General features: G+C 68.7%; 16 protein-coding genes and 5 pseudogenes. 10 read left to right on the top strand and 11 right to left on the bottom strand.

Going from position 1 to position 24,164, the window contains the following annotated elements; translation table 11 throughout:
* Positions 1-1,313 precede the first annotated feature (1,313 nt).
* The 3 genes from ACH4UM_RS39595 to ACH4UM_RS39585 all read left to right on the top strand — a co-directional run bounded on the left by ACH4UM_RS39595 (position 1,314) and on the right by ACH4UM_RS39585 (position 5,468).
* Positions 1,314-1,982 carry a CAP domain-containing protein gene (locus ACH4UM_RS39595; RefSeq protein WP_398190858.1) on the top strand — a complete coding sequence of 223 codons (669 nt, stop codon included), beginning with the start codon at positions 1,314-1,316 and terminating at the stop codon, positions 1,980-1,982.
* 1,109 nt (positions 1,983-3,091) lie between these two features.
* Complete coding sequence (locus ACH4UM_RS39590; protein WP_398190855.1) at positions 3,092-4,252, top strand: AAA family ATPase; 1,161 nt, start codon at positions 3,092-3,094, stop codon at positions 4,250-4,252.
* The gene (locus tag ACH4UM_RS39585; protein ID WP_398190853.1) at positions 4,245-5,468 is read left to right on the top strand and encodes a TniQ family protein; all 1,224 of its coding nucleotides are present in this window, start codon (positions 4,245-4,247) and stop codon (positions 5,466-5,468) included. Before ACH4UM_RS39590 ends, ACH4UM_RS39585 begins: the two co-directional genes overlap by 8 nt.
* Before the next feature lie 46 nt (positions 5,469-5,514).
* On the opposite strand, the gene ACH4UM_RS39580 is transcribed toward ACH4UM_RS39585, so the two are convergent.
* The 5 genes and pseudogenes from ACH4UM_RS39580 to ACH4UM_RS39560 all read right to left on the bottom strand — a co-directional run bounded on the left by ACH4UM_RS39580 (position 5,515) and on the right by ACH4UM_RS39560 (position 10,950).
* Entirely contained in the window at positions 5,515-6,039 is a 525-nt protein-coding gene (locus ACH4UM_RS39580) for a L,D-transpeptidase (RefSeq protein WP_398190861.1), read from the bottom strand.
* 184 nt (positions 6,040-6,223) lie between these two features.
* A complete protein-coding gene (locus ACH4UM_RS39575) occupies positions 6,224-6,727 on the bottom strand; it encodes a SigE family RNA polymerase sigma factor (RefSeq protein WP_398190850.1) in 504 nt (167 codons plus the stop codon).
* A gap of 200 nt (positions 6,728-6,927) precedes the next feature.
* Positions 6,928-7,014: pseudogene (locus ACH4UM_RS39570) on the bottom strand (MHYT domain-containing protein); the annotation flags it as partial.
* A gap of 263 nt (positions 7,015-7,277) precedes the next feature.
* Complete coding sequence (locus tag ACH4UM_RS39565) at positions 7,278-8,444, bottom strand: LCP family protein (RefSeq protein WP_398190847.1); 1,167 nt, start codon at positions 8,442-8,444, stop codon at positions 7,278-7,280.
* A 424-nt stretch (positions 8,445-8,868) separates the two neighbouring features.
* Positions 8,869-10,950 (bottom strand): bifunctional polysaccharide deacetylase/glycosyltransferase family 2 protein, encoded by a 2,082-nt coding sequence (locus tag ACH4UM_RS39560; RefSeq protein ID WP_398190845.1) that lies wholly within the window; start codon positions 10,948-10,950, stop codon positions 8,869-8,871.
* 530 nt (positions 10,951-11,480) lie between these two features.
* Here ACH4UM_RS39560 and ACH4UM_RS39555 point away from each other — a divergent pair.
* From ACH4UM_RS39555 to ACH4UM_RS39540, 4 genes are all read left to right on the top strand, one after another.
* On the top strand, positions 11,481-12,164 hold the full coding sequence (locus tag ACH4UM_RS39555; RefSeq protein ID WP_398190842.1) for a S1 family peptidase: 684 nt from the start codon (positions 11,481-11,483) through the stop codon (positions 12,162-12,164).
* Between the two features lie 352 nt (positions 12,165-12,516).
* Positions 12,517-13,026 carry an RICIN domain-containing protein gene (locus ACH4UM_RS39550; protein ID WP_398190839.1) on the top strand — a complete coding sequence of 170 codons (510 nt, stop codon included), beginning with the start codon at positions 12,517-12,519 and terminating at the stop codon, positions 13,024-13,026.
* A gap of 377 nt (positions 13,027-13,403) precedes the next feature.
* The gene (locus ACH4UM_RS39545) at positions 13,404-13,688 is read left to right on the top strand and encodes a transposase (protein ID WP_398190836.1); all 285 of its coding nucleotides are present in this window, start codon (positions 13,404-13,406) and stop codon (positions 13,686-13,688) included.
* Positions 13,689-13,848: 160 nt separating this feature from the next.
* A complete protein-coding gene (locus ACH4UM_RS39540; RefSeq protein ID WP_398190863.1) occupies positions 13,849-14,013 on the top strand; it encodes a hypothetical protein in 165 nt (54 codons plus the stop codon).
* On the opposite strand, the pseudogene ACH4UM_RS39535 reads toward ACH4UM_RS39540, so the two are convergent.
* A pseudogene (locus ACH4UM_RS39535) lies at positions 13,976-14,266 on the bottom strand (hypothetical protein); the annotation flags it as partial. The gene ACH4UM_RS39540 and the pseudogene ACH4UM_RS39535 sit on opposite strands and share 38 nt — an antisense overlap.
* Positions 14,267-14,421: 155 nt before the next feature.
* Here ACH4UM_RS39535 and ACH4UM_RS39530 point away from each other — a divergent pair.
* Positions 14,422-15,240: an MHYT domain-containing protein gene (locus ACH4UM_RS39530; RefSeq protein ID WP_398190834.1), complete on the top strand. Its 819-nt coding sequence runs from the start codon at positions 14,422-14,424 to the stop codon at positions 15,238-15,240.
* A gap of 57 nt (positions 15,241-15,297) precedes the next feature.
* Here the strand turns inward: ACH4UM_RS39530 and ACH4UM_RS39525 are convergent, their stop codons facing one another.
* Positions 15,298-16,068: a transposase family protein gene (locus tag ACH4UM_RS39525; RefSeq protein ID WP_398190831.1), complete on the bottom strand. Its 771-nt coding sequence runs from the start codon at positions 16,066-16,068 to the stop codon at positions 15,298-15,300.
* A 796-nt stretch (positions 16,069-16,864) separates the two neighbouring features.
* On the opposite strand from ACH4UM_RS39525, the pseudogene ACH4UM_RS39520 reads away from it, so the two are divergent.
* Positions 16,865-17,076, top strand: a pseudogene (locus tag ACH4UM_RS39520) (IS701 family transposase); the annotation flags it as partial.
* A gap of 89 nt (positions 17,077-17,165) precedes the next feature.
* Here the strand turns inward: ACH4UM_RS39520 and ACH4UM_RS39515 are convergent.
* Entirely contained in the window at positions 17,166-18,173 is a 1,008-nt protein-coding gene (locus ACH4UM_RS39515) for a LysR family transcriptional regulator (protein WP_398190828.1), read from the bottom strand.
* Between the two features lie 421 nt (positions 18,174-18,594).
* Here ACH4UM_RS39515 and ACH4UM_RS39510 point away from each other — a divergent pair.
* A pseudogene (locus ACH4UM_RS39510) lies at positions 18,595-18,817 on the top strand (transposase); the annotation flags it as partial.
* A 480-nt stretch (positions 18,818-19,297) separates the two neighbouring features.
* Here the strand turns inward: ACH4UM_RS39510 and ACH4UM_RS39505 are convergent.
* From ACH4UM_RS39505 to ACH4UM_RS39495, 3 genes and pseudogenes are all read right to left on the bottom strand, one after another.
* Positions 19,298-19,783, bottom strand: a pseudogene (locus tag ACH4UM_RS39505) (transposase); the annotation flags it as partial.
* Positions 19,784-20,453: 670 nt separating this feature from the next.
* Entirely contained in the window at positions 20,454-21,884 is a 1,431-nt protein-coding gene (locus tag ACH4UM_RS39500; protein ID WP_398190824.1) for a S28 family serine protease, read from the bottom strand.
* A gap of 988 nt (positions 21,885-22,872) precedes the next feature.
* Entirely contained in the window at positions 22,873-24,093 is a 1,221-nt protein-coding gene (locus tag ACH4UM_RS39495; protein ID WP_398190821.1) for a sensor histidine kinase, read from the bottom strand.
* Positions 24,094-24,164 lie beyond the last annotated feature (71 nt).

The raw sequence follows: 24,164 nt of genomic DNA, 5'->3' as shown, positions 1-24,164 counted from the left end.
TCCCTCGGTCGACGTTGTTCCTCGGAGGCTCACCCAGTGGAGCGGGCCGTTTCACGGGGGAAGATATCCCGCTGCGGGCCGACCCCGGTGGTGAATCCGCGAAGACAGGGCTTCCTGCCACAGCAGCGTTGATACCGACAGCCGCGGCAGCCATTCCCGTCAGGGCGCCGAGGGCCACAAGAAAGGCCCTCGGCTTCTTCCGCCCGTGTTTACGCACTGTTTCTCTGCGCATGGTGACAGTTCTTTCCTATGCCGGTGGGAAGTGAGGCGACGCCCGCCGCGTTCGCCCGCGTGCGGACGGGCCGGTCAGCGACTGTCACGACTCACAAACGTCGCACCAGGCACAGGGAGGAGACGGGCAATCACCGTCCGAGCCGGGCGGGCTCGTTGTCCTCGCCGCACGGCCGGGCCGCGCGCCGCTTGGGCGCACGATCAGCCACAGGTGCTCCGGTGGGTGACGGGGTGGCCGGACCTGCCGCGTGGACCGCAACAAGTCAAAGAACAACTTCCGTCACCGTCATCAGCCGCCGGAACGAGTTCGGTCAAACCTTCGTCGGAACCGGCATCATCAAGCACACGTTCAGCAGCTGCGGACCATCCACAACGTTCAACGCCTCCGTTGCCAGCGCGAGGACTCTGGTACATCCGCTATATGCGCACATCGGCTGCGGCCCGGTAACAGCCAGGGGCGTGGGAAGACGTACCGGCCTTGTGCCACGGGCCACAAGGCTGCCGCTGCTCCGCGCAGCGGTTCGTGACACAGTCGCCGTCGGGTGCCGGAGCGGCGGCGGATGACGCGCTCACGCTGGCTGGCCCAGGCGACCTCGGTGGCGGGTCCGTCTGGTACGACGCACCCCGTCCCCAAGGGGGGCGGCCACGCTGCCGACTCCCCTGCGGCCTCGCACAAGCCGACTCACATGAACCACCCGTAGGCCACCGCCCCTACGCAGGCGCCTTGGCACCGGGATCCTCCCCAGGTCCGATCCATCGAACTTTCGTTTGCTTTTCACTCGTTGCCGTCGGGCAGCACGGAGTTCCAACGCCGGGCGGCGTGCCGCGAGCGGAGTGGAGTCACCGGCTCGCCTGCCAGGCGGCCCTGCCGCGCGAACCGCCTCATAGCACGGCCTGGAAGGCTCTGCCGGATACACAGGCCTCGGCGGCGTCCCGCACCGAAAGTCCGTCACTCAAGAAATGAGGACCATATGCTCAGGCAGCATTCCCGCCACAAGTACCGGACGAAGCGCGGACTGGCGCTCAAGGCAGCAACGGTCGCCGCCGGACTCGCCGTCGGCGGAGCGGGAGTCGGCGTGGCCATGGCCTGTACCACGACCCAGTCGGGCAACCTCGCTGCCCGCACGCCTGACACCCGTTCCTCGGACGGCCGGGGAGCCAGCTCCGCCCAGAAGCCGAATGCCACCCACCTGGAGAACCCGGAGAACGCCGCTCCCCCCGGGGATCGGCAGGCCGTCGGTCCGTCGAGCCGGGACAACACCGCAACGCGCGAGCGCTCAGCTCTGGTCGGAGAGATCGTTCGCCTGGTCAATGCCGAGCGCCGGTCTGCCGGATGCCAACCCCTGGAGCTGAATGCCCTCCTGAGCACGGCTGCGCAGCGGCACTCGGATGACATGCAAGCCCGGCACTTCTTCAGTCACACCAACCCCGATGGCGCGGGCCCGGCCGAACGCATCACGGCTGCCGGCTATCACTGGATGTCGTACGCCGAGAACATAGCCTTCGGCCAGCCGGACCCGGTCTCGGTCATGCGGACCTGGACGAACAGTACCGGCCACCGCGACAACATCCTCGATTGCGGTCTCAAGGACATCGGCGTAGGCGTGGCTTCGGGCCAAGGAGGCCCGTGGTGGACCCAGGACTTCGGCAGCCGGAGCCAATCCGGTGACGAGGCCGCACGGAAGGCACGGTGCTTCGGAATCTCTCACCGCAGGGTCTCTCCGCACGAGTGCCACGGCCTTCGCGGTTGAGTCCGACTGGACGGCAGCGGGCGATGATCTCTCACCCCGCCTCCTCGGGCGCGTTCGCCGGCTTCGTCGCTGGGCACCCCACGCGCGTCGAGCGGTCGGCGACCCCGACGAGGTAGAAGACCTCGCCGGGGCGTCCCCGTGGGTGCCGGAGGCTCGGTTGACGAGGGAGCCCCCGAACTACCCCGGGAACCCGCTCCACGGGCGTGGAAACGTAACAGGCCTCGCAGCCGCCGCCGGGAGCTCTTGGATGCTGAGGCCGATTCCATGGGCCCATGGCGGGATCACGTGTGGGCTCGAAAGGGCAGTAGCCCGCGCTGACAGCAAGGCCGTGTGGTCGTATCGGTGCAGCTGGGATGACCTTTTCGTGTTGACAGACGTCGACCCTGGCAGGTCCGGACTCGATCTGGGTGACGGCTGGACGAAGCGGTGGACGGTCTCGTGGCGGACCGACGGGGACGGCACTTCCTCCTCGGTACAGGAACTCGTACAGGAGCCGGTGCTGTCGAGCGATCCGATGCGTCACTTCACCTGGCGCCCGGGCCAACGGCACCGTCCCGGCCTGCAGTTCCTTACCAGCACCGGCCGTCACCACGGGGCGGAGAGCCTGGAGGAGGGCCGGGTCCTGCTGGCCCTGGACTTCGCCGGTGACCTCGTCGACGTCGTCTCGCAGCCCTTGAAGATCTCCTTCGATGCCGGTGGGAAGCGCCGCCATCACACCCCGGACTACCTCGCGGTGACCCGCCACGGCGTCTGGCTGATCGACGTACGGCCCAAGGCTTTGATCAAGGAGCCGGACCGGGAGTCGTTCGCCGCGGCCGCCGAGGTCGCTGTCGCCTGCGGCTGGCGCTACACGGTCGCCGCCCGCTGGCGCGAGCACGCCTTCGCCCGGCTTGGACGCGCTGGCTTCGCGGCGCCGGCTGCCGTCAGCCAGCTCGAGCACCTGATCGCCACCTGGAGCGTCGCCGTCTGGCAAAGGCGCACATTGGGCGAGTGCGCCCCGAGTTGGGATCCGGACGGCCCGCACAGTCCGAACTCGCTGTTCGCGGCGTCGTTCGCGCAGACCGGCTTCGCGATGGACATCTCCTCCGCCGCCCGTCGGGGACACCTTCGTGCCCGCGCCTCGCCTGAAACCGGCCGACCACCAGGCATTGGGCAAGCGGCAGCGGGCTCTGCACGACCTGCACCGCACGGCGACGCACGTCAACATGCGGCTGCAGGAGACGCCGATGAGCGTGCGGGTCGCGAACCTGACGCGCGGGCGGCTGCAGAACAACGCGGTGAAGTTCATGCCCGGCACCCGCGACGGTCTGGTGATCAACGGCGGCGGGTTCCAGGGCAAGACCGAGACTGCGTGCGACGCGGCCGCGTCCTTCGAGGACGTCTGGCACGAGGTCCACCACCAGTTGCTGCCCGGCCGCACGCCCGGCACCCGGGACGTGTTCGTGCCGGTGGCCTACTGCCGTCTGCCGGTACGCGCGACACCCCAGGGGCTCTGCAAGGCGATCCTGAACGTCCACGGCGATCCCCATCCCGGCACGCTGGACGACCTGGTCAGGGCAGTGCGGGACGCGATCCGTGGCCATCACACCATCGCGCTGCTGATCGACGATGTGACCCGGCTGCGGCTGCACCGCGAGGACGACCAGGACACCCTCGACCTGATCCGCGAGCTGATGGACCTCAACGTCACACTCATCCTGATCGGAGTGGACATCCCCGGCTCAGGACTCCTGCGCGGCGCATACGTCGACCCGCGCACCGGACAGTGGCTCTTCCCCGATCCCGAGGCCAAGCACGGCAAGAGTCACCACACCGCCGCGGCCGCCGCCCAGACCGGCCGCCGCTTCGACATCGTCGACCTCGATCCGTTCGACTACTCCACCCCCGCCGGCATCGCCGCCTTCCTCGACCACCTGGCCGGAATCGAGGACCAGCTGCGGCTGCTGCGTTCCTTCACCGGCATGCTGACCACCGGCGAGATGCCCGAGTACCTCTACGACCGCACCCGCGGCATCGTCGGCCTGCTGCGGCGGCTGATCGAGGACGGCAGCACCAAAGCGATCACCAGCGGGGAGGAACGGCTCACCCCCGAACTGCTCGCGAGGACCACCATCCAGCTGGGCGACCATAGCGACCTGGACCCGGACGCCGGGGAGGTCCCCGAGATCCCGCAGAACGTGACACCGCCCAAGCAGTCGAAGGAACGCAGGAAACGAGGACGGAACGCGGTCTTCGACGACCGCGGCGAGAGGCCGGCCGCCGGTGACTGACACTGCCCTTCGTCCCGAAGCCCGGCCGATCGGGCGGAGCCTGGACCCGCTGGAGGGCGAGTCGCTGGCCGGTTTCGTCCTGAGGCTCGCCCACCGGCTGCACGTCTCTCCGGACCAGCTGATGCGCCGCACGGGACTGGCCGACATCGAACCCAACACCCAGGCCAGGGCCAAGAGCGGCTGGTCGACGTTCCTGCCGGCCTCCAGGACCTCCGTCTTCGCCCCTACGACCCGGCTGTCCCTTTCCGAGACCACCGCTCTGACCCTGGCTGACTGGGCTGCCTACTACCCGCCCATCGCCCGAACCGCGGCCCTGCTCAAAGCCGGCCGCCCAACGCGCCAGATCGACGGACTGTTCGCGTCCACGGCCCGTTACTGTCCCGACTGCCTGGCCGGCGACGGGACGCCCATCCAGAAACGGCACGGCGGCCCCTGGCAGCGCGTCCGGCGGCTGCTGATGTTCTTCGTCTGCCTCCGCCACGAGCGCTTTCTCGAGCACCTCTGCCCGGCTTGCCACCAGGCCATCGGCAGTCGCCGCTACGGCCATTTGATCGCCCGGCCCACGATCGCCGGGCTCCATCCCGCCCAGTGCCGGCAGCCTCGCCCCCGGGCAGAGGGCAGGCCCCTATCCCGCGAGGACCTCTGCCAGGGCCGTCTCGACCGGGCCGAACTCCACCCCGCCGACCGCCCCAGCACCGAACTCCTCGCCCTGCAGCAGAAGATCGCCGCCTTGCTTGCTGCGGGGGCTCCCGAGCCGGCCAGTCAGTACTTCACCGAACTGCAGTTGGTCACCGCGCTGGTCATCATCACCTGGCCCCGGAGTCGACCCGGCACCTCCAGCACCGCGGTCACGGCTGCCGACCAGTACGCCGCCGAACACCACGTCCCGAAACAGCGCCACCACTCCAATGCCCCGCGCACCGACGCACGAGCATGCGGGGCCTTCCTTCAAGCGGCCGACACCATCCTCAGCGCCGACGATCTGCGCATCGCCCTCATGCCGCTCGCGCCAGTCGAAAACCGCACCCGCACCGGCATCACCCCCACACGCCACCACAGCTGGGACACCGCGTTCAAGAAGAACGGGTCCACAGACGCCCGACACTCCACCCATGCCACCGGCGATCCCCCGGCAGCGTCTGTAGGCCGGCCGGGGCCTCAACCGCTGTGCGAGATATGCCGCTTGGTGTGCGGGCCTGGCTACCGCCGCCCCTGACACCTACTGGCGCCCCGGCGTGCAAGGTGCGCACGCAAGGTCGGGCCTACGCGGTCGGTGCGATCTCGGGAGCCTGCGTCGCCGGTGGCTCGCCCATGACCACCAGCACAGAGCCCTCGTGCAACTGCGTGTACAGCCAGTGCGCGTCGCTCGTGCGCACACCGATCCAGCCTCCGGTGGCGGAGTAATTGCCGGGGGCCTTTGGGGCCCAGGTCACCGGGACAATGTAGTTCCGCCCCTGGCCCGGGGTGCGCAGTTCGATGACCCACGGGAGCTTGATCTCGCTCTTGCCGTCGGGGTGGAGCGCGTCGGTGGGCAATTCGGTCACCTCGTACTTGGCTACGACCGTCATTCGCCCCATGGGTGTGGGCCACTCCGGCACGCCCGAGGAAACGGGCAGCACGCGGCCCGCGACTCTCAGCGTCCGCGTCGTGAGATCAACGGTCGCCTCCGCCGCGAAGGGGGCGACCGTTGCGGTCGTTACGGGCCCGTGCCTCCGGCTCGCGGCCGGAGTTGAGCGGTGCCCTGGTTCATGCCCGAGGTTCGTGAGCACCCCAACGGCCAGCACCATAGCAGCCCCCGCCCCGGCTGCACGCCGCCGCCCGCGCTGCACCGCCCGCCGCCGAATCTCGGCACCGCGCACGAGGGGGGCGGACTGATGGTCCTGGGCCAACTGATGGAGAGCCGCGGAGAGTTCATGGACGGCGCCGGGAGACAGGTCACCAGGGCCGTCGTCGAAGTCACCGGCGTGGCGGTCATCGAGCACGATCGCCCTCCCTGTCCCCCTCGTCGATGTCCAGTTCGCGGGCCAACGCAGCGCGGCCGCGGGACAGGCGGGTCTTGACCGTGCCCACGGGGACTCCCGTTTCGGAGGCTACCTGTTCGACGCTCAGGTCGCACAGATGGTGCAGGACGACGGCCATGCGCTGGGCCTCGGGCAGCCGACGCAGTGCGGCGACCAGAGCGGTCCGCTCGGGCTCGGGGCCGGCCACATGCTCGGGCGGCGTAGTGAAGCGGACCAGCTCCAGCCAGCGCCGCGCCCGACGCCACCGGCTGACGGCAAGGCGCATCGCCACGGTCCGGATCCACGCCTCGGGCGCCGCGTCCGCGAAGAAGTCCTGCCGCTGACACCAGGCCCGGACGAAGGCCTCCTGGACGACGTCCTGCGCCTCGCCGTGGTCACCGGTGAAGGCGTAGAGCTGGCCGGTGAGCCGGGGGAACGCGGCAGCGTAGAACGCGTCAAACTCTTCGTCAGTCATGCCTCCCACGCCACTGGTCACCCAACTTCCCGTTGTGGCACGGAACATGCGTGCATTCCCGTGCAACCCGGCGGTCTACGCCCTGCGTATAGGTCTCGTACGCCGCACATCGAAGCACATACCAGGGATTGCAAGATGACCAAAGAGCCCAGGAACCGCTGGCTTACCCACGGTCGCAGAGCCTGCGACCTAGGGTCGCTCGTGTCGTAGTGGACCAGGGCGCCCTGGACGCTGAAGCCGATCATAGCGATGAAGTGCATGGTCCAGATGCCGCAGCCGATCGACACATACGGGGTCCTTTCACGTGCGTGACGGCAGGCGGCACCCCCTGGCGTGGTGTGCCGGCACTGTGGTGCGGCGTCCGCCCCGCCCGGCTGCGGGGCGGACGGTTTCTGGGCGGAGCCGGTGCGGCGCTGCCCGCCGAGCGCGGGGTGCGTTCGTTGCCTCCCCCGTCGCGCGCGCTGCGGCCCGGCCCGGTGGACATGACCGGGAGCGCCCCCTGCACCAGCGGCATCCGCAGGGCTACTTTCCCGACGGTCCTGCGGGGCGGTCAGCTTCCGCCCTCGTAGCTCACGGGCCGGTCGTTTCTCAGTTCAGTGAAGAGCTTCTGGGTCTGCACGGCGTTCCACTTCACGGCGCTGCCGGCGTGGGTGGGAAAGCTGCGGCCGGTCACGGGGATGTTGAACCGTTTCCCCTGGCCGGCCGTGATGCCGTTCATCGCCCGGAACATCGCTGCAAGGTCCCACAGGCGCATGTTCTTGTCCACGATGAGCGCGCCCAGGCCCGCGTTCGTGGTCTCGTAGAGTTTGGCAGGGTTGAGGACGACGCCCGGCGCGGCCGCCTTGCGCGCGAGTGCGGACAGGAACTTCTGCTGGTTCTCGGTGCGCCCCAAGTCACCCTGGGTCTCCTGGTGGCGCTCGCGCACGAACGCGAGCGCCATGCGTCCGTTGAGGGTGTGGCAGCCCCTCGTCAGGTCCGCCCCCGATTTTTCGTCCCTGACGTCCTTGTCCAGACACATCTGCACGCCGCCGACGGCGTTCACGATGCCGACGAATCCCGCGAAGCCGACTTCCGTGTAGTGGTCGACGTGCAGCCCCGTGTTGCGCTCGATGGTACGTATGAGCAGTTCAGGTCCGCCGAAGGCGAACGCCGCGTTCAGCTTGTTCTGCGACGCCGGGTAGTGCACGCCGGTGTCAGGGCGGATGTACGGCGGGATGGTCACCCACGAGTCGCGCGGCAGACTCATCATCGTGGTGCCGTGGGCGCCGGTGTGCAGCAGGATCATCGAGTCGGTGCGGCGCCCGGCGTCGGCCTCGCCGCCGGTGTGCAGATCCTTCTTGGCCTTGTCCGAGAGACCGGCGCGGCTGTCGGAGCCCACGATGAGGTAGTTGGTGCCCTTGCCGAGCGGCGCACGGTCCGCGATCTTTGCGAGGTCGACCTCACGATGGAGCCTGGACTCGGCCCAGAAGAAGGTACCGAAGAGTGCCGCCAGCAGTACGGCGGTCAGCAGGGCCAGCGTCCGTGTCGCCCGGCGGCGCCAGCCCCGGCGGGACGGCGGCCGGCTGCGACCGGGATCACGGTGACAGTGTCCGCAGCCCCTGCGGCCGGCGGACCCCGGCGGGAGGCCGGGGCGAGGGGGCACCGTGCCCTGGAAGATCGTGGGTGGCGGCGGCTTGAAGAGTTTGTCCGGCCAGGTTGCAGCCTGATGCCTCCTCATGCTCCCCGTCATGGCCTGCGCCCCGTCATCCGCAGCCGCCGCGCCGCCACGCCGGTCGTCTTACGGCCGCCGGACGGGGCGTTCGGCCGCGGGAAGCAGTATGCGTACGCCGTCATGGCCTGCGCCCCGTCGTCCCCAGCCGCCGAGCGTCCGCATCCGCCGCCGCGCCGCTCGGTCACGAGGAGCGGTATGGGTGTCGGCGGCAACTGGGGCCGGTGGTTGCCGGATTCAGCCCGTTGGGGCGGAGGGATCGTGCCGATGAGCATGAGGGGCATCCTTTCCGGGTCGCGCAGAGCGGCCCCTTGTTCGTCCGCCGGGCGCCGGGCAGGTCGGCAGCCGGTGAAGGGGGGTGTCCGGCCTGCATCGGGCCGCTGCTGCGCGCGCGGGACCGGGCCCGTGGCGGACAGCTGCCTTGAGGTCCAGGTCACGATGCCAGGCTTCTGGCCGGGGCCGGCTGGCCGCGCTGCTGCGTGGCCGTGCCGGTGCGCTGCATGCGGTGCCACGTCAGCCGGCTGCCGAGCACAGCGGTGACCATGGACTGAATGATCACGAGATACATCAGCTGCCGGTAGGCGAAGATCTGGAAGGGCATGACCCACAACGCGTTCAGCCGCTCGCCGTCCAGCCGCAGTGCGTATCCGGCGCAGGCCAGTTGGACAGCGAGGAAGCCCAGCCAGACCCCGGCCGACTGCACGGGGCTGAGGAAGAGCACCCCGTACAGGGCGAAGACGTCGATGACCGGAGCGAGTAGCGGCAGTCCGACCTGGAAGACGGCGAGATAGGCCAGCCCGCGGCGGCCGAAGCGTCCGGCTGGGCCTACTTCCCAGACGGCGCGGCGGTGTTTGCGCATCGCCTGGAGTGTGCCGTAGCACCAGCGGTAGCGCTGCCTCCACAGCTGGCCGAACGCCAGGGGGACCTCGGTCCAGGCGATGGCGGATTCCTCGTACACCACGCGCCAGCCGGCCCGCCACAGAGCCATGGTGAGGTCGGTGTCCTCGGCGAGTGTGTCCTGGCTGACGCCGCCGACGCTCAGCAGTGCGTCGAGCCGGAAGGCGCCGATGGCGCCGGGGACGGTCGGCATGCACTCCAGCACGTCGAACGTGCGCCGGTCCAGGTTGAAACCCGAGACGTATTCCAGATGCTGCCAGCGGCCCAGCAGGCCGCGCCGGTTGCCGACCTTGGTGTTGCCGCTGACCGCGCCCACGGCCGGGTGCGCCAGCGGCTGGATGAGCTGGTGGACGGTTTCCGGCTCGAAGACGGTGTCGGCGTCCACCATGACCACGATGCCGTGACGCGCGTGGGCCAGACCGGTGTTGAGGGCACTGGCCTTGCCCGCGTTGGCCTGGCGGACCACCGCCAGGCGGGGATCGCCGATCCCTGCGGCGATCTCGGCGGTCCGGTCGGTCGACCCGTCGTCGATCACGATGATCTGCAAGTGGGGGTGTGTGGAGTCGAGCAGCGAACGGATGGTGGACTCGATGCCCGCTTCCTCGTTGCAGGCGGGTATGAGGACGGTCACCGGGTCGTTGACCTCGCGCGGCCAGGAGGCGGCAGCCCGGCAGCGGTGTTGCAGCCGCCGGACATGGACACGGGCGAAGACGACGAGCAGCACCAGCCGCAGCACGCCCAGCCCCACTGCCAGCCACAGTGTCCATGTCAGGCTTGCCGCGCACGCGTGCCCGAGGGCTGCCATCCAGATCAGTGCGGTGCCCTGCCATCGCCCGAGGAGGGATGCCGGTGTGTTGGCCGGGGGTATCTTGAGCCCGCCCGTCACGGTGGTGAACTCATCCCCGTTCCGGTCGCCGAGCAGCGCCTTGGCCTGCTGGTAGCCGTCGGCCGAATGGCCGAACTGCCGTACCACGCCCTGCGGCGGCAAGCGGTCCTCGGTGTCTGCGGCGACCAGCAGGTAACCGTCCGCGGCAGCATGGTGCGCCGCCGTCCATTCCGCGCCGCACAGGGTGTCCACGGGGCCGGTCCGGGGCAGCCGCAGCAGCCTGGTACGGATACCGGCAGAGCCCTCCAACGCCGTCTGCGTCAGGGAGAGTTCCAGCCGGGCACGCAGCGGTGAGGCCGCGCCCATCACGGCTCCGGTGTAGGTCAGCGAGCCGATCTCATGGCCCTCGGCCCGGATCCGCCGCACCAGATCCGGGTGCCTGACCGCACTGCTGCCGAAAAGGAAGAACGTCGCGTGTGCATGGTGCGTAGCCAGCAGTTCGAGCAGGCGCGGGGTCCACACCGGGTCCGGCCCCCCGTCGAAGGTGAGCGCAACGGTATGGGGGGGCATGGTGGCGGACTCCACCGTCCCGGGGCCGATGCGCAGCACCGGACCGCCTCGGCTCACGGCCGCCGGTACAGGTTCGGTGCAATCGAGGCGCTTCTTTGCGGCGTCGACCTCGTGGACGGTCCAGCCCTCGAAGAGCAGGGCTGAGGCAACCGCGAGGAGGACCAGGCACAGTATCAGCCAGTGGGCGCGCGGCACCCGGTGCTGCGCGTGTCGACCGCTCACCGTAGGGCGCCCTTCCCCGAGATGGAGGCGGCGCCGGTCACCTCCGGCCCGGCCGGGCGGCGGCCGTGGGCGCAGGCCGGCACCGGACCGGCTGCGGCCATGGATACAGGATCTCGTAGTCCCGGCCGGCCGGCGGCACATGCGAGGTGGGGGCCCAATCCGGCAGCCACAGCCGCCTGCCGCAGCAACTGTTCCAGTCCGCCGGAAGCCTCGATGCCGGACTGACAAATGCGCATTTCGTGCAGACTTCCGTTACGGCGAGCTTCACACATAGCGAGGGATTCTAATCATTCACGGTCCGCGGCCGCTTGCGATCGTGACGAATACTGCGTTTCAGATACGGCCGGGACGTCGAATCCGACATGTACGTCAGGCCCGACTGGGAGTGGTCCGTCAAGCAAGTTATAGGCCTTCGGGATATAGGCCGGCCTTGCGGCTCTGTCTAGTCTTCAACAACCGCGGCGGCCATCGGACTTCACCGCGGTCTGATGCAGATTCCCGCCGATCAGATCATTGAATGGAGCTGACTTGTGGCGAAGTTCCGAAGAATAGCGGCGCTGGCGGCAGTGCCGGTGGCTGTCGGGGTGATTGCCTTCGTCGCCGACCCGGCCATGGGCGTCGTCGGAGGCTCGGAGACGGAAAACCCGGGCTGGGTGGTCGCCTTGGACGGGGACTCCTTCTGTACCGGATCTCTCGTGTCGTCCAGCTGGGTGGTCACCGCAAAGCACTGCATGAACTCTGTCTCCCAGGCCAGGATCGGCTCCGACTCCCACGGCGACGGCGGCACGACGCGCGACATCGTCCAACAGGTGGCGGGGCAGGGGGATGTGGCGCTGATGAAGCTGTCCGAGCCCGTCGACAACACCCCGATAGAGATCGCCGACAGCACGCCGGATCCGGGACAGAGCGGGACCGCCTACGGCTGGGGCGCGACCTGCGGTACGAGCGACTGTCCCCTGTCGACGCAGCTCAAGAAGCTTTCCACCACGGTGGCATCGTCGGCCAGCTGTGGGGGTGAGGATCCCTTCTTGTGCATTGACGTCACCGAAAACAACACCACCTGTTACGGGGACTCGGGCGGACCGTTCGTCGTGGGCGGCCGCCTGGTCGGCGCCGATTCGTCGGGCGGAGAAGACGTCTGCGGCATAGGCGGCGAAGCATTCGGTGATGTGGCCGCGCAGAAGTCGTCCATTCTCGACATCATCAAAGGCTGACCTTTGGTGACGCCTGGGGGAAATCGCTGGCCGGGCACCGACGCCGGGCCCGATTCCACCGGCTGCGCAAGCCTCGTGCTGCACCCGCCTACGCGGCTGGCATAGCTGCGGCCAGCCCGCCCGCAGCACGTGGACGGTGCCCGGTGAGGTTGTGGGGAACCTCGCCGGCTGCCGCGAGCCGCTGACTGGCCTGCGCGGTCGGCGGCGGTGCCGGGCCGTGATCGGCCATCACGGCCCGGCACATGCACAACCAGGCACGTGCACCGATCATCCGGAGCCGGCGAAACACCGGTCCTGTGCCCGGTGCGAGGGCTGAACCGGTCGCGCAGAACGAGACGAAGGGGAGAACTTGATGAAGAAGATCCACGTTGTTGCCGTGTCGGTGAGCGGCCTTTCGGTGTTGCTCGGTGTGACCCTGATACCGTCCGCCAGCGCACAGGAAGCCGAGCACCGGGTGACGATCCAAAGCGCCGCAGTGGAGGCGGCCCTTGACGCAACCCCGGTTCCCGGTGGCCAATTCCAGCTGAGGCAGACGGCGCCGGCGGGGACTGCAAGCCAGCAGTGGGTGCTCACGGACGTCGGCCAAGGCTGGTCCCAGATCCGCAATGCCGAGAGCGGGTACTGCCTCGACGGCTCCGGTAACTATGTACTGCTGATGAAATGCGCGTCCACCGACGATCCGTCGCAGCGATGGAAGACTCTGCCGGCCGATGCCAAAAGCGTGATGCTGACCAGCGAGGCTGCGGCGGAGGGTGCCGTCGTGCGGGGCGACATCACCGTCCCGGGCTCCGTCATGTACCTCTCCGAGCCGCAGGGTGACGGTGCCCGCTTCCGGTGGAAGCTCGAAGACGTGCCGTCCTAGCAGTCGGTCTCAGTAGCTGTTGTCTTTCCGATCTTGAGGGATGTGCGTCGAACCGGGGTCCCGATCGGGTGGTCGCGCCCGGTGCCGGCCATGACAACAGGGCCACTTGGCAGCTCGGCAACGTCACCCAACTCACTTAGCAAACAGCCCTGTTGCCGCAGTCGTACGCTGCCGAGATCCCGGAGTCCGGCGCGGTCACCCATGCGTGTGATTGCCTGGCTCACCGGTTCGGGAACGCCGTCGGCAACGGGTCCCGGCCCGCGCTACCCGACGGAGATGACGGACGCGGAAGGGTGGGCCGTGGTCCGGCCGCTGCTGCCGGTGCCGGGCCGGCTGCGCGGCCGGGGCGGGCAGCCGGAGGCGTACTGCACCGGGCGATGCTGGACGCGATCCGCTACCTGGTAAACATGGGCATCAAGCGGCGGGCGATGCCGGCCGGCTTCCCGCCGCGGGACCGCGTCTGCGCCTTCTTGCGCCGGTGGCGCGACCACGGCCTGGTCAAGGAGTTCCCCGACCGGCTGCCAGGTCAGGTCCGGATCGGGCTGGGCCGGGATACGGAGCCGGCGGCCGGGGTGATCGACTCGCAGTCGGTCAGGGCGGATACCGTCCTCGGTGCGGACAGCCGCGGCTTTGACGGCGGCAAGCCGGTCAACGGGCGCTAGCGGCACGTTGTGGCCGACACGCTCGGTCTGCCGCTGCGTGTGGTGGTCACCGCCGCGGACACCGGCGGCCGCACCGCCGCGCAGGTCCCGCTGCGACAAGTCGCCGGCGCACCACCTGCCGGCCCCCTATATGGGCCATGGCGGCTGCACCGGCAGCCTCGTGGAGTACCGCCTGGTCGCCTTCGCCCCGGTGCCGAAGGTCGTCAAAGGCAGCGACGGCCAACGGGGGTTCGTGGTGCTGCACAAGCGGTGGATCGTCCAGCGGTTCCTCGCCCACCTGATGCGCACCCGCCTCCTGGCCCGGCCCCCTCCTGCGCGAGCGTGAACCGGCCCGGTGCGGGCTCGGCCAGCCAAAAGCGGGCCACCAGGCGTTCGGCCTTCGAACGCAACGCCTCCACCCGCGCCGGCACCACGTCCATGCCGAACAAGGCAGCCATCTCCTGGCAGGTCAGCGGTCCTTGACCGAGCCGGGCGCGGTCCGCGAGCACCTGGAGGATGCGCTGGCAGTCCACCGACAGCACCGACCAGGCCAGCCCTTTCCGCCACACCGGCACCTGCGACTTCGGCGACGCCGCATCCCGGGGCGCCAACGCACCCCGCGTTCGGCGGAAAGGCCCCGCACCGGCCCCGCGACCGTGCGCCCCGCAGCCGGGCGGGGGCATGCGCCGCACCACGGTGCGGCACACCAAGCCAGGGGGTGCCGCCTGCCGTCACGCACGTGAAAGGAGCCCGTATGAACTCCACCGTCTCCAACTTCCACTACGGCGCCGTGACCCCGGTCGCCGCCTACCTGATGGCCTGCCTCGGGGCGGCGCTCGGACTGCGGTGCACGACACGGTCGCTGCGCCGTCGGCACCGCAGAGCAGGATGGCTGGCACTGGGGGCCATATCGATCGGCTGCGGCATCTGGACCATGCACTTCATCGCCATGATCGGCTTCAGCATCCAGGGCGCCCTGGTCCACTACGACACGACCAGGACGCTCCTCAGCCTCGCGGTCGCCATCGCCGTCGTCGCCATCGGTGTCTTCCTCGTCGGCTACTGCGGCAGTTCCCCGACGACCCTGGCATCGGCCGGCGCGGTCACCGGCCTCGGCGTCGCGGCCATGCACTACCTCGGCATGGCCGCCATCCACACCACCGGCACCCTCCGCTACGACACCCAGACCGTGGTCCTGTCCGTCGCCATCGCCGTCGCGGCCGCCACCGCAGCACTGTGGGCGGCCGTCTCCATCCACGCCCTGTGGGCCAGTCTCGGCGCCAGCCTGGTCATGGGCGTGGCCGTGACCGGCATGCACTACACCGGCATGGCCGCCGTCTCCGTCCACCTCACCAGCCAGTCCACGACCGTGCAGTCCTCCACCAGCCTGCTGTCGTTCCTCTTCGTCATGCTCGCAGGCCCCCTCTCCGTCCTCCTGATCGCCGCCGTCATCGTCATGTTCGACCCCGACATGATGCTCGGCGACGACAACTGGGACCAGGCAGCGCCCGCACCCCATACAGCAGGCATCCCCTACCCCGCGCAACAGCCGTCCCAGCCCTACAGACCCTAAAGGGTGTTGCAGAAGGCCGTGGTCAGGCGGCCTGAAGCGGGTGTCTGGCCTGTGTGGTCATGCGGCGAGGGCGAGGTTGTGCATGCGGGCGACGGCCTGGACGGCGTGGTGGAGCCCGTCGCCGCGCTGCCGGCAGTCACGCAGGATCTTGTAGTTCTTCATCCGGGAGAAGACGTGCTCCACGCGGGCGCGGACCTTGCGGTGGGCGGCGTTGTCCTCTTCCTCGCCCTTCAGCAGCGCCCGCCCGGGCCGTTTGCGGTGCGGGACGATCAGGCCGGTGTTGATATAGGCGCCGTCGCCGAGCACGGTCACACCCTGGCAGTGCTCGGCCAGCCCGGAGTCCCGCCAGGCCTTCGCATCCGCGGTCGTACCCGCCACCGGACGGGCCGCCGCCACCACTAGACGGGTCTCCGCATCTACGATGACCTGCACGTTCGCCGAGAACCGGTAGTTGCGCGAGGAGGCACCCACCCTCCGGTCACGCACCGGGATCAACGTGCCATCCACGATCCACAACCGCTCGACGGCCTCCTGCCGGGCCCGGATCGGCTCGAGCGCGAGCAGCGGACCGAGCCGTTGGATCACCCGGCACACGGCCGCCGGGGAGACGCCGAACAGCAGGGCGAGCTGCTGCATGGTGAGGTTCGTCCGGTAGTACACGGCCACCAGCAACACCCGCTCAGCCAGCGGCAGCCGCCACGGACGACCCCACCCACACTCCTCCCCACCGCGCTCCCGAACCGCCTTCAACAGCCGGCTGAACTGATCAGTCCGCAGGCCGGTGAACGTCTCCACCCACACCCGCTCAGCCCTCAACACCCCACCCATACAGAGAAGATGCCCTGATCACAGCCTTCTGCAACCCCCTTTAGCACTCCAGTGCGGTTCTCCACCGTGCGCTCACAGAAGCCGAGCAGGCCACCGCGGAGAACGACCGTCACGCAGTCAACCGGATGTGCGAGCACTCACCCTGCTCAGGGGCAACCCGCGCCTCAGCGACACCGCATTCGCAATGGACCTCGGGCGCATGCGACCACCCGTGGCACGACCGGCCCGGATCTCCCAGGATGAAGAGTCGGCACACGACGCAGTCTCGTGCGCCCGGAGCCACCTCCAAGACGACCTCGAGTCCCTCGGCAAAGAAGTCCATCGGCTGCTGGACCGATAGCCCCCTTCGGCAGGAGTCACAGGTCCTCCCGCAGTTGCCCGATCACCGCGCTCACAGCCCTTCAGGCAACGGCCGAAGAGAGCGGGCGTCCTCGGTGGCCACCAGAGCGGCGGTGCCCTGGGCGGCGCGGCCAGATCCGCACCGGATGCGGCGTGGACGCAGTCCTGGGCCTGGCCCCGGGCGTCGGCGTCTCCCACCCCCCGGGGTGACCGCCGGCAGGACGGTCCCGGCCGCAGCGCCGGGTGAATTCACTCGCCGAAGGCGACCGCGCCATCGCCGGACAACTCCACGAGACCATCACCGGTACTCACCTCGCCCGAGCCTACGGCATCCCCGCCATCCGCCCCCGCGTTGGTACGGCAATCACAGTTGCGGGGCCGGGTGCGACCCAGTGCCCTGGTGTCCGTGGATCTTGATGTACGCCAAGTCGCATCCTGGCGTGAGGTGCTGGCGGGGATGCACACGCGGATCGCTTCGCGGTTTCCCGGCCCGAGCCGCGAGGCCGGGCGCTGGAGTACATGGCCGGGCCGATCGCGCCCCTGGAGCGCAAGAACGGCTGGCCGTCGGCGGAACGCGCAGGTCAAACGTACCCGATCGGGATGCAGCGGCCGCCGGGCGAGGCGGACCGGGATGCCGACGGGGTCCGCGATGACGTCCGGAACTTCGCCAACTTCACCAAGACCTTCTGCAACCGCCGCCGCCTGCCAAAGCACGAGGTCTTCGGCCACCTCACCCCAGCCGAGACCAGGCAGCGGCATCAACACGCCCCCGGCGGCGTAGACAGTGAGCGTCCAACATCACCAGGACACCTCAACGGGGGTGTGACGAAGGATTCACCGCTTTCGTGCCACCACTGTGCTGTTCTGGGGTCGTCGTGCAGGCGTCTGCAGTATGCGGCCCTTACGCTCTCACACAAGCCGGGCAGCTGCGGGGCGAGTTGGTGGCCGGTGCACCAGACCAGGACGAGTTCACGGCTGAGCGGGTTGCCCGTGAGGGGTCTGAGGACGATTCCGCTGTGTTCGGCGGGGTAGAAGCCGGCCACTCCCTCGCCCGAGGAGACGAGTGCGACGGCGTGGGAGGAGTCGGTTGTCAGGTGGCTGATCCTCGGTACGAAGCCCACCGCCTCGCAGGCTGCGGAGAAGAAGCGGTGGCATTCGGAGCCGTCGGGCCGGGGAAGGATCCAGTTCTCCGCGGCCAGTTGGGCCAGGTCGACCTGGGCGCTTGCGGCCAGGGGATGGTCGGGGTGAAGTCCAACGAAGACGGGCTCGCGCAGCAGGACTGCGGACTCGAGCGTGTCGGGCAGCGCCTGGTCTGGTCCGGAGGGCTCGTGGGTGACCGCGAAGGAGAGGCTACCGGACACCACGCCGTCGATCAGGGACACGTGGTAGCGCTCCGCAATGCTGTGCACCGAGGCTCCGCGAACACGCCTGCGCAGTTCGGCCACGATGAGGGGGAGGACCGTCGCGGGTGCGGCGATACGCACAGTGGCGGGATCGGGGGCGGTAAGCCCTTCCACCTCTGTCCGCAGTTCGTCGAGTCCGGCGACAAGCCGACGGGCATGGGAGATGACATAGTGCCCGAGGTCGGTGGGCTGCACGCCGTCGCGGTGACGGTCGAACAGGGGGGCGCCCACCAGTTGCTCGATGCGGCGCAGCTGGGTGCTCAGGGCGGGTTGGGAGATCTGAAGGACTGCCGCGGCCGCCCGGATACTGCCCGCGTCGGCTACCTGAACCACGACGTTCAGATGGTGGTACTCAAGGCGCATACGCCGCTCCTCGAAGGTGTACCGCGGCGGCGGTGCGGGCAGCAACGGGTCTGGCACGTGTCACAGTACTGCGCACACCACCGCACGGCTCCACGGAAGGCGTCATCCGTGTCGATGACGCGTCAAGCCTGTGAGGTGTCCGGGGCCCGTGCCGCCGTATGCGATTCACCTTCCACCTGCGCGGTGTGGACGCGTGCCGGAATGATCAACGTTTTCGGCAGCCGGCGCCCGGGGAGGCAGCCCCGCGCGTGGTCTGTGGGGCGTTCGGGGTTCTCCGACGCCGATCACGCGGGACACCCGCGGCGCGGGCAGCGGTACGCGCAAAAGCACACGCAGAGCAGTGCGGTGCGACAAGCCCACCGCGAGTACCGCCAGCAGACAGGTGGGTTGAGTACGAGGGGGTTGTGTCGTCTGAGGGGGTAACCCGCAGGAACGGCTCAACAAGGAGATCCGCCGTCACACCGACGAGGTCGGCATCTGCCCCGACCGCACCACCCTGATCCGCCTGGTCGCCGGCTGAGCAGAACGTCGAGTGGGCCCAAGCCCGCCGCCACATGTGACTCGACCTGCCGGCCAAGGCCCGCCTCCACCCCATCGAGTCAGAAACCGACCAGACCCTACTACCGGCCGAACTCACCGCATAGCCTCAAGAGAGACCGCCGAGTGGCCGTCGGTACCCCACCACTCCATGAGCGGCCCGTGTGTATCGCTCGTCGTGTCCCGCGGGGACACGGCCAGCCACGGACCGATCCCGTCTCCAGGACAAGATGACAGCGACCGAAGCCTCCAGACATGACGCGTCGGGCACCTCACAATTCTGGTGGCACAGGGCCTCGTCCCACGCCGGCTCAGGACCCGGGCAGCCAGGAAAGGGCCAGGTGAAAGGACTTGCTGCGGACGGCGACACGGGAATCTCCTGTTAGGTCACACGGTCTGGGACAAGCCGTCTTGCCGCCAGGCCCCCAGACAATCACTGGCTCGTGATAGGCAGTGAAGCTTCAACGAACGGCGATTGGAACCGCCTTGAGAATGAGGCGGCATCAACGATCGTTGAGCAGTCCTGTCACTTCAGCGGCTGCAGCCGACCGACTGGCCACAACGGAGCGAACTGGCGGGGTTGTTGTTCATGGTCTGACTTGGTCACGTTCGGCGGTGTTCTCGGGCCGCCTGGCTGTTTTGCCCACGTCGTAGCGGGTGGCGGGGTGCCCGTTCTTCGAGCCGGCCGGCCGGCCGAGGCTGGGCCGGCTGGGTTTCGGCGCACGGGCCGGGCAAGCCAAGTTCGGGCTGAGGAGGTCCCTGAACCCCCGGCGGACTCAGGCGGGGGTGAGCCGGCCGGGCTCGGCTGGCTTCTCCCAGGGGCGGCCCAGGTCCGCTGCCGGCGGCCGGGCCAGACGGAGTTGGGCGTGAGCCACCACGACCAGCCAGGTCCACCGGTGCGCCACCCCGGGCGTGCGGAGCTTCGAGCAGGCCCAGCCCAGCGTCTGCTCGATCACCCAGAAGGTGCGCCCGAGACCGAATCTGCGCAAGAACGCCTGCCGGCGCAGGTCGATGCCCTCGCCCGACAGGCCGGTGGCCGACGTCCACAAGCAGACGGGGAGTGGATCGCGGCCGCGCATCCTGCCCCCCATCCGCCCGTATACGCCCGGTCCTGGGCGTGCAGCGCCTGGACCGGCCCGGGCTCGCGCTCGGCCTCTCACACGTTCCCGCACTTGGATGATGCGCCGGCCGCGCAGCCCCGGCCGCACTGCCGTCCCGACCGCCTTCCGGCGCTCCTCTCCGCGATGCGTGCAACTGCGGGCCCGACCCGGCCATGAAGGGCATGCCCTCCAAAGGCCCCGTGTTCGTCGTCAGGTTGCCGCGATGTCCATTGCCGGTACCCCCGGCAACCCGACCACGCGATTCCAGGCGGGGCAGGAGACCTGGTGGAAGCTGTCCACGCAACGGGTGACATCGGCTCAGCCGTTCAGGCCGCGCAAATGTTCAGTGAGGGCGACGCTCAGGTCGCCCTCGCCGCGTGCCCCCGGGCAGGACGCAGACTTCAACGGCCGCCGAGGGACGTCGGCTTCGGTCCAGTCCCGCAGGCGGCGGGGCGCTGTGGCCCGGCGCGATGTGTTATGTCAGTGCGGGAGCTGCTCCCGCCTGACGGCCTGGCGCCCGCAATACGTCAGCGCAGCCGCCGGGGCTCGGTGGCGCGGACCCGAAGCCCGCGCCACCGGCGACGGCGGCTGCCCTGACGTCGGCAGCTGCCGCGGGCAGCCTTCCGCCAGCCCGCGGCAGCCCCTACAGCGGCCGCCGCTCCAGCCCCTCCTTGTACGAGTCGAGGGCGGGAATGCGCTCCGTCCTCACTTCCGCTTCCGGCCCGCCGACTCCCGCCCAGCGCTGCACATCGGCGGTGGCCGTGGCGCGATCCTTGGGGGTCAGTTGAGAAATGTCCGCGCTGTGGTTGGCCCCGCGGGCGATGAACTTCTCCGAGTCGCGGGCGCCGCTGCCGAGCGCGAACTGCTCGGCGCCCCACGGGTCGTCGCTGCCGTAGACGAACAGCAGCCGGCTCCCGTGATCACGCACCCAGTTACTCACATCCGCCATCGCATCCTTCTGGAAGCGCATCGGGATGCTCCGCGGTACCAGTTTGCGCGGCACGTCGACATCGGGGTAGCGCAGCAGGCCGCGCAGGTGCGGCTGCTTGTAGGTCGGCCATCCCAGCTGGGTACCCGCCTGGTAGTAGTAGGGCAGGAACCCATCCAGCTCCTGGTCCGTACCGGCGGTGAACTGGCTGATGCCGTCGATGGACCGGTAGATCGCGTCGTCGGAGGCGCTGCTGGACGGGATGTTGCCGCATTCAGTTTCGCTGTGGTACTGGCGGAACGACCACGATACGCCCGCCACGACGCTCTCGTACGCCTGGTCTGGGCCTCCCAGGAGCTTGAAGGTCAACCCCTGCTTCTTGGCCTCGGCCGCGTACCGCGGAACCAGCCTGCTCCTGCGGAGCAGGCCTTCGCGCTCGAGATTGTCGAGCGCGTCACGGCACTTCTTGGTGCCGACCTTTTGGAAGAACGTGTCGTAGGCCGAGTCCTCGTCGTTGACCGCGTCGTTCGGCGCCACGTACGCAACGGAGCCATCGACATCGCCCGGGTAGAAGCGGCGGTGGTACACCGTCGCCATCCCGCCCTTGCTCCCACCGGTCGAGATCCACCTATTCGGATAGATCTTCTTCAGTGCCATGACCAGGCTGTGGTGATCACTCGCGGCCTGCCAGATGTCCAGCTTCGACCAGTCGGCGGGGCTGGGGCGCGACGGGATGAAGAACCGCTCCTCGACGGAGAGCTGGTTTCCGTTCACCAGCTGCGTCGGCTCCGAACGGTACGGCTGGGGCAGCACGCCGTAGCCGGTGGTAAAGAGGACCATCGGCCTGGACTCCGACTTGTGCAGCAGCGTGAGCCGCTGCTGGAAAACGCCTGCCGACGGGTGGGCGTGGTCGACCGGCTGCTGGAACGTCAGCTGAAAGAACCGGTATCCGGACTCGGGACGGGACTCGCCGATCACCTTCATTCCGGGTACTGCCTCGAGCTTCACACGGATGTCCTGCCCCGCAGATGCCGGACCGGCCGCGGCCAAAGCGGCGGTGCCCGCAGCCGTTGCAGGTATGAGCAGCACAAGAGCAAGAAGCCATGTCACTAACGTGCGGTTACTTCGGTTACGGCGGTGACGCATGTGTCCTCCTAACTGAGAGTCATCTCGTGCGCTGTTCGGTGGTCCCGAGCAGCGCGGACCGTGAAATCTGCGGGACCGGACAGTTGCAGGACACCGTCCGGCCCGGGTGCGCCGCCTGCTCCCCGGAAAGGTTCGGTGACAGGCGTGACGGTTACAGGGATCGGCAAATGCCGGTCAGCGCTCGTCTTCGCGGCCGGCTTGGCTGTCCGCCTGGGGCAGCAGCAGCTCAGATCCTCTCGGCCAATTCATCGCGGGCTCACGGAACCCGCCACAACGTTTCTACAGCCCCGCAACGCCCCCCAGAACCAGGCGGTGAGATACCAGAGAGGCTGTTATGGAGCCCTTAAGAATCGGTTAAGGCTGCGTCCTACGGGACGACCCGCCGCGAAATCCACAGCAGGTGACATTGCCGCCAGGCCGGGAAATACAGGGCAGTGGACGCTCACGCCATTCCCCAGGCCCCCGGTTGTTGCTGGGGACGTCTGGGGCCGATGGCGCAGCCCGTTCGCCTCGATCTGCTCTGAACATCCCCGGCTGATCAGCCGTCGGTGGGTTCCTCCCCTCGTACCGTGAAGCCCGCGGATGACAGGGGAAGCTGAGGTTCACGGGGCCCAAGCACCGCTCACATAACGCCGAGTTCCGTGAGGGTGCTGCACGCATCGTGATCGAGACGGGGAAGCCGATCCCGCACAGGCCGCCGAGGACCTCGGTTTCATGCGGGCACGCTGCACAGCTTTGGTCTCGCGCTGGCGGCGTACGGGGTCGCCGTTCTCGGAACGGCCGGCGCCCACATAGAAGATCTCCACAGTTCGAGGGGATTGACAGTGCCCAGTGGCAGCAGCGGCCTGATGCAAGCCGGACGGCTGCGCCGCCTTCCGTGAGAAGCGGCGAGGCAGGAGCAGGACTGCCCCCGCTCCTGCCCGCCTCCCTCCTCTCCCCCGAGGGGTCCGGCCACGAGTTGCGGTCCAACGTGTGCGCAGGTGAATGGTCACACCTTCGTTGGCTGCGTCCGCGCCAGTGGGAAGGTTGCCAGTACCTGGAACTGTCCGTCCGGGGCGACGGCAGCCTCCACGTGACCGTCCAGCTGCCGTGCACGCTCCTCCATGCCGATCAGGCCGAGTCCGCTGCCGGTGCCGGTGCCGGTGCCCATACGATCACAGTCCCGCGGAGCGAACGCCGGCACAGGATTCCGCACGGTCAGCCGCAGCGCGTCCTTCTCTTGTTTCACTGTCACGTGCACCGCGGACCGGGGAGCATGTTTGGCAGCGTTCGCCAGCGCTTCTTGCACAATGCGATAAACCGCATACTTCAACAGCGCCGGCTGCCCTGCCAGGGCATCGTCGACCGTCCAGGACACTGACATGCCGGCATCATGAGCGCTGCACAGCAGCGGTACCAGGTCGGGGTCGAATGGTTCCTCCCCTGCACGGCTGAGAGCCGCCTTCTCCCCTTTGCCGTCCTGACGCAGGACGTGAAGCAGGTCCCGCAGCTCCAACATCGTCTTGCGCCCGAGATCTGCGATCACGCCGGCACCCCGTCCGGCCTCGGATGCACGACCGACCGTCAACTCCAGCGCCCCCGCCCGCAGGACCATGAGTCCGACGTAGTGTGTCACGACGTCGTGCATCTCCCGTGCGATGCGAGTACGTTCGGTCAACGCCGCGTTCTGAGCCACCAGTTCTTGCTCGCGCCGCAACTGCACATTGAGCGTCCGCAGACTGTCGATGCGCTGCCGATGCTCTCGGACCGTGACGGCGACCAGCGCCGGGAAGACGACGAACGGGATCATCTCACGTATGGCGATCCCTTCGAAGGCATACGCCAAGGCCACCGGCAGACTGACATAAGAAGAATAGCCGCGCGACAGGTCCATGAAATGGAGCACGAATGCCACACAGACGAAGACAGCACCGATTGCTGCCCACACATAACGCCGCAAAGAGATCAGCGTGTAGAAGGCAATCGGAAGCGTCGTCACCGCCCCGGTGACGAACTGGGCAGCCACAGAGGCACAGGTCAAGAGCAGCGGCCAGCGACGACGTGTCAGCAACGACAGTCCCGCAGCCATGTCCGTCGCCAGACAAGAAACGTAGAACCAATCAGCCGAGCGCAGACCCCGAGTGGAAGGACCAACGGCGACGTAGATCACCAGTACGTAGACCACGACCGCCGACGACAACAGCACGTCCCCCAGCCCGACACCGGCCACCGAACCTCGTCTTCCGCGCTTGCACGCCGACTTGGCGTCACGCCTGTATACACGCATTGTCATGGGCCTCC

Source organism: Streptomyces sp. NPDC020801, assembly GCF_044334385.1.
In the GTDB taxonomy this organism is placed as follows: Bacteria; Actinomycetota; Actinomycetes; order Streptomycetales; family Streptomycetaceae; genus Streptomyces.
This window is presented reverse-complemented; position numbering and strand designations above follow the sequence as displayed.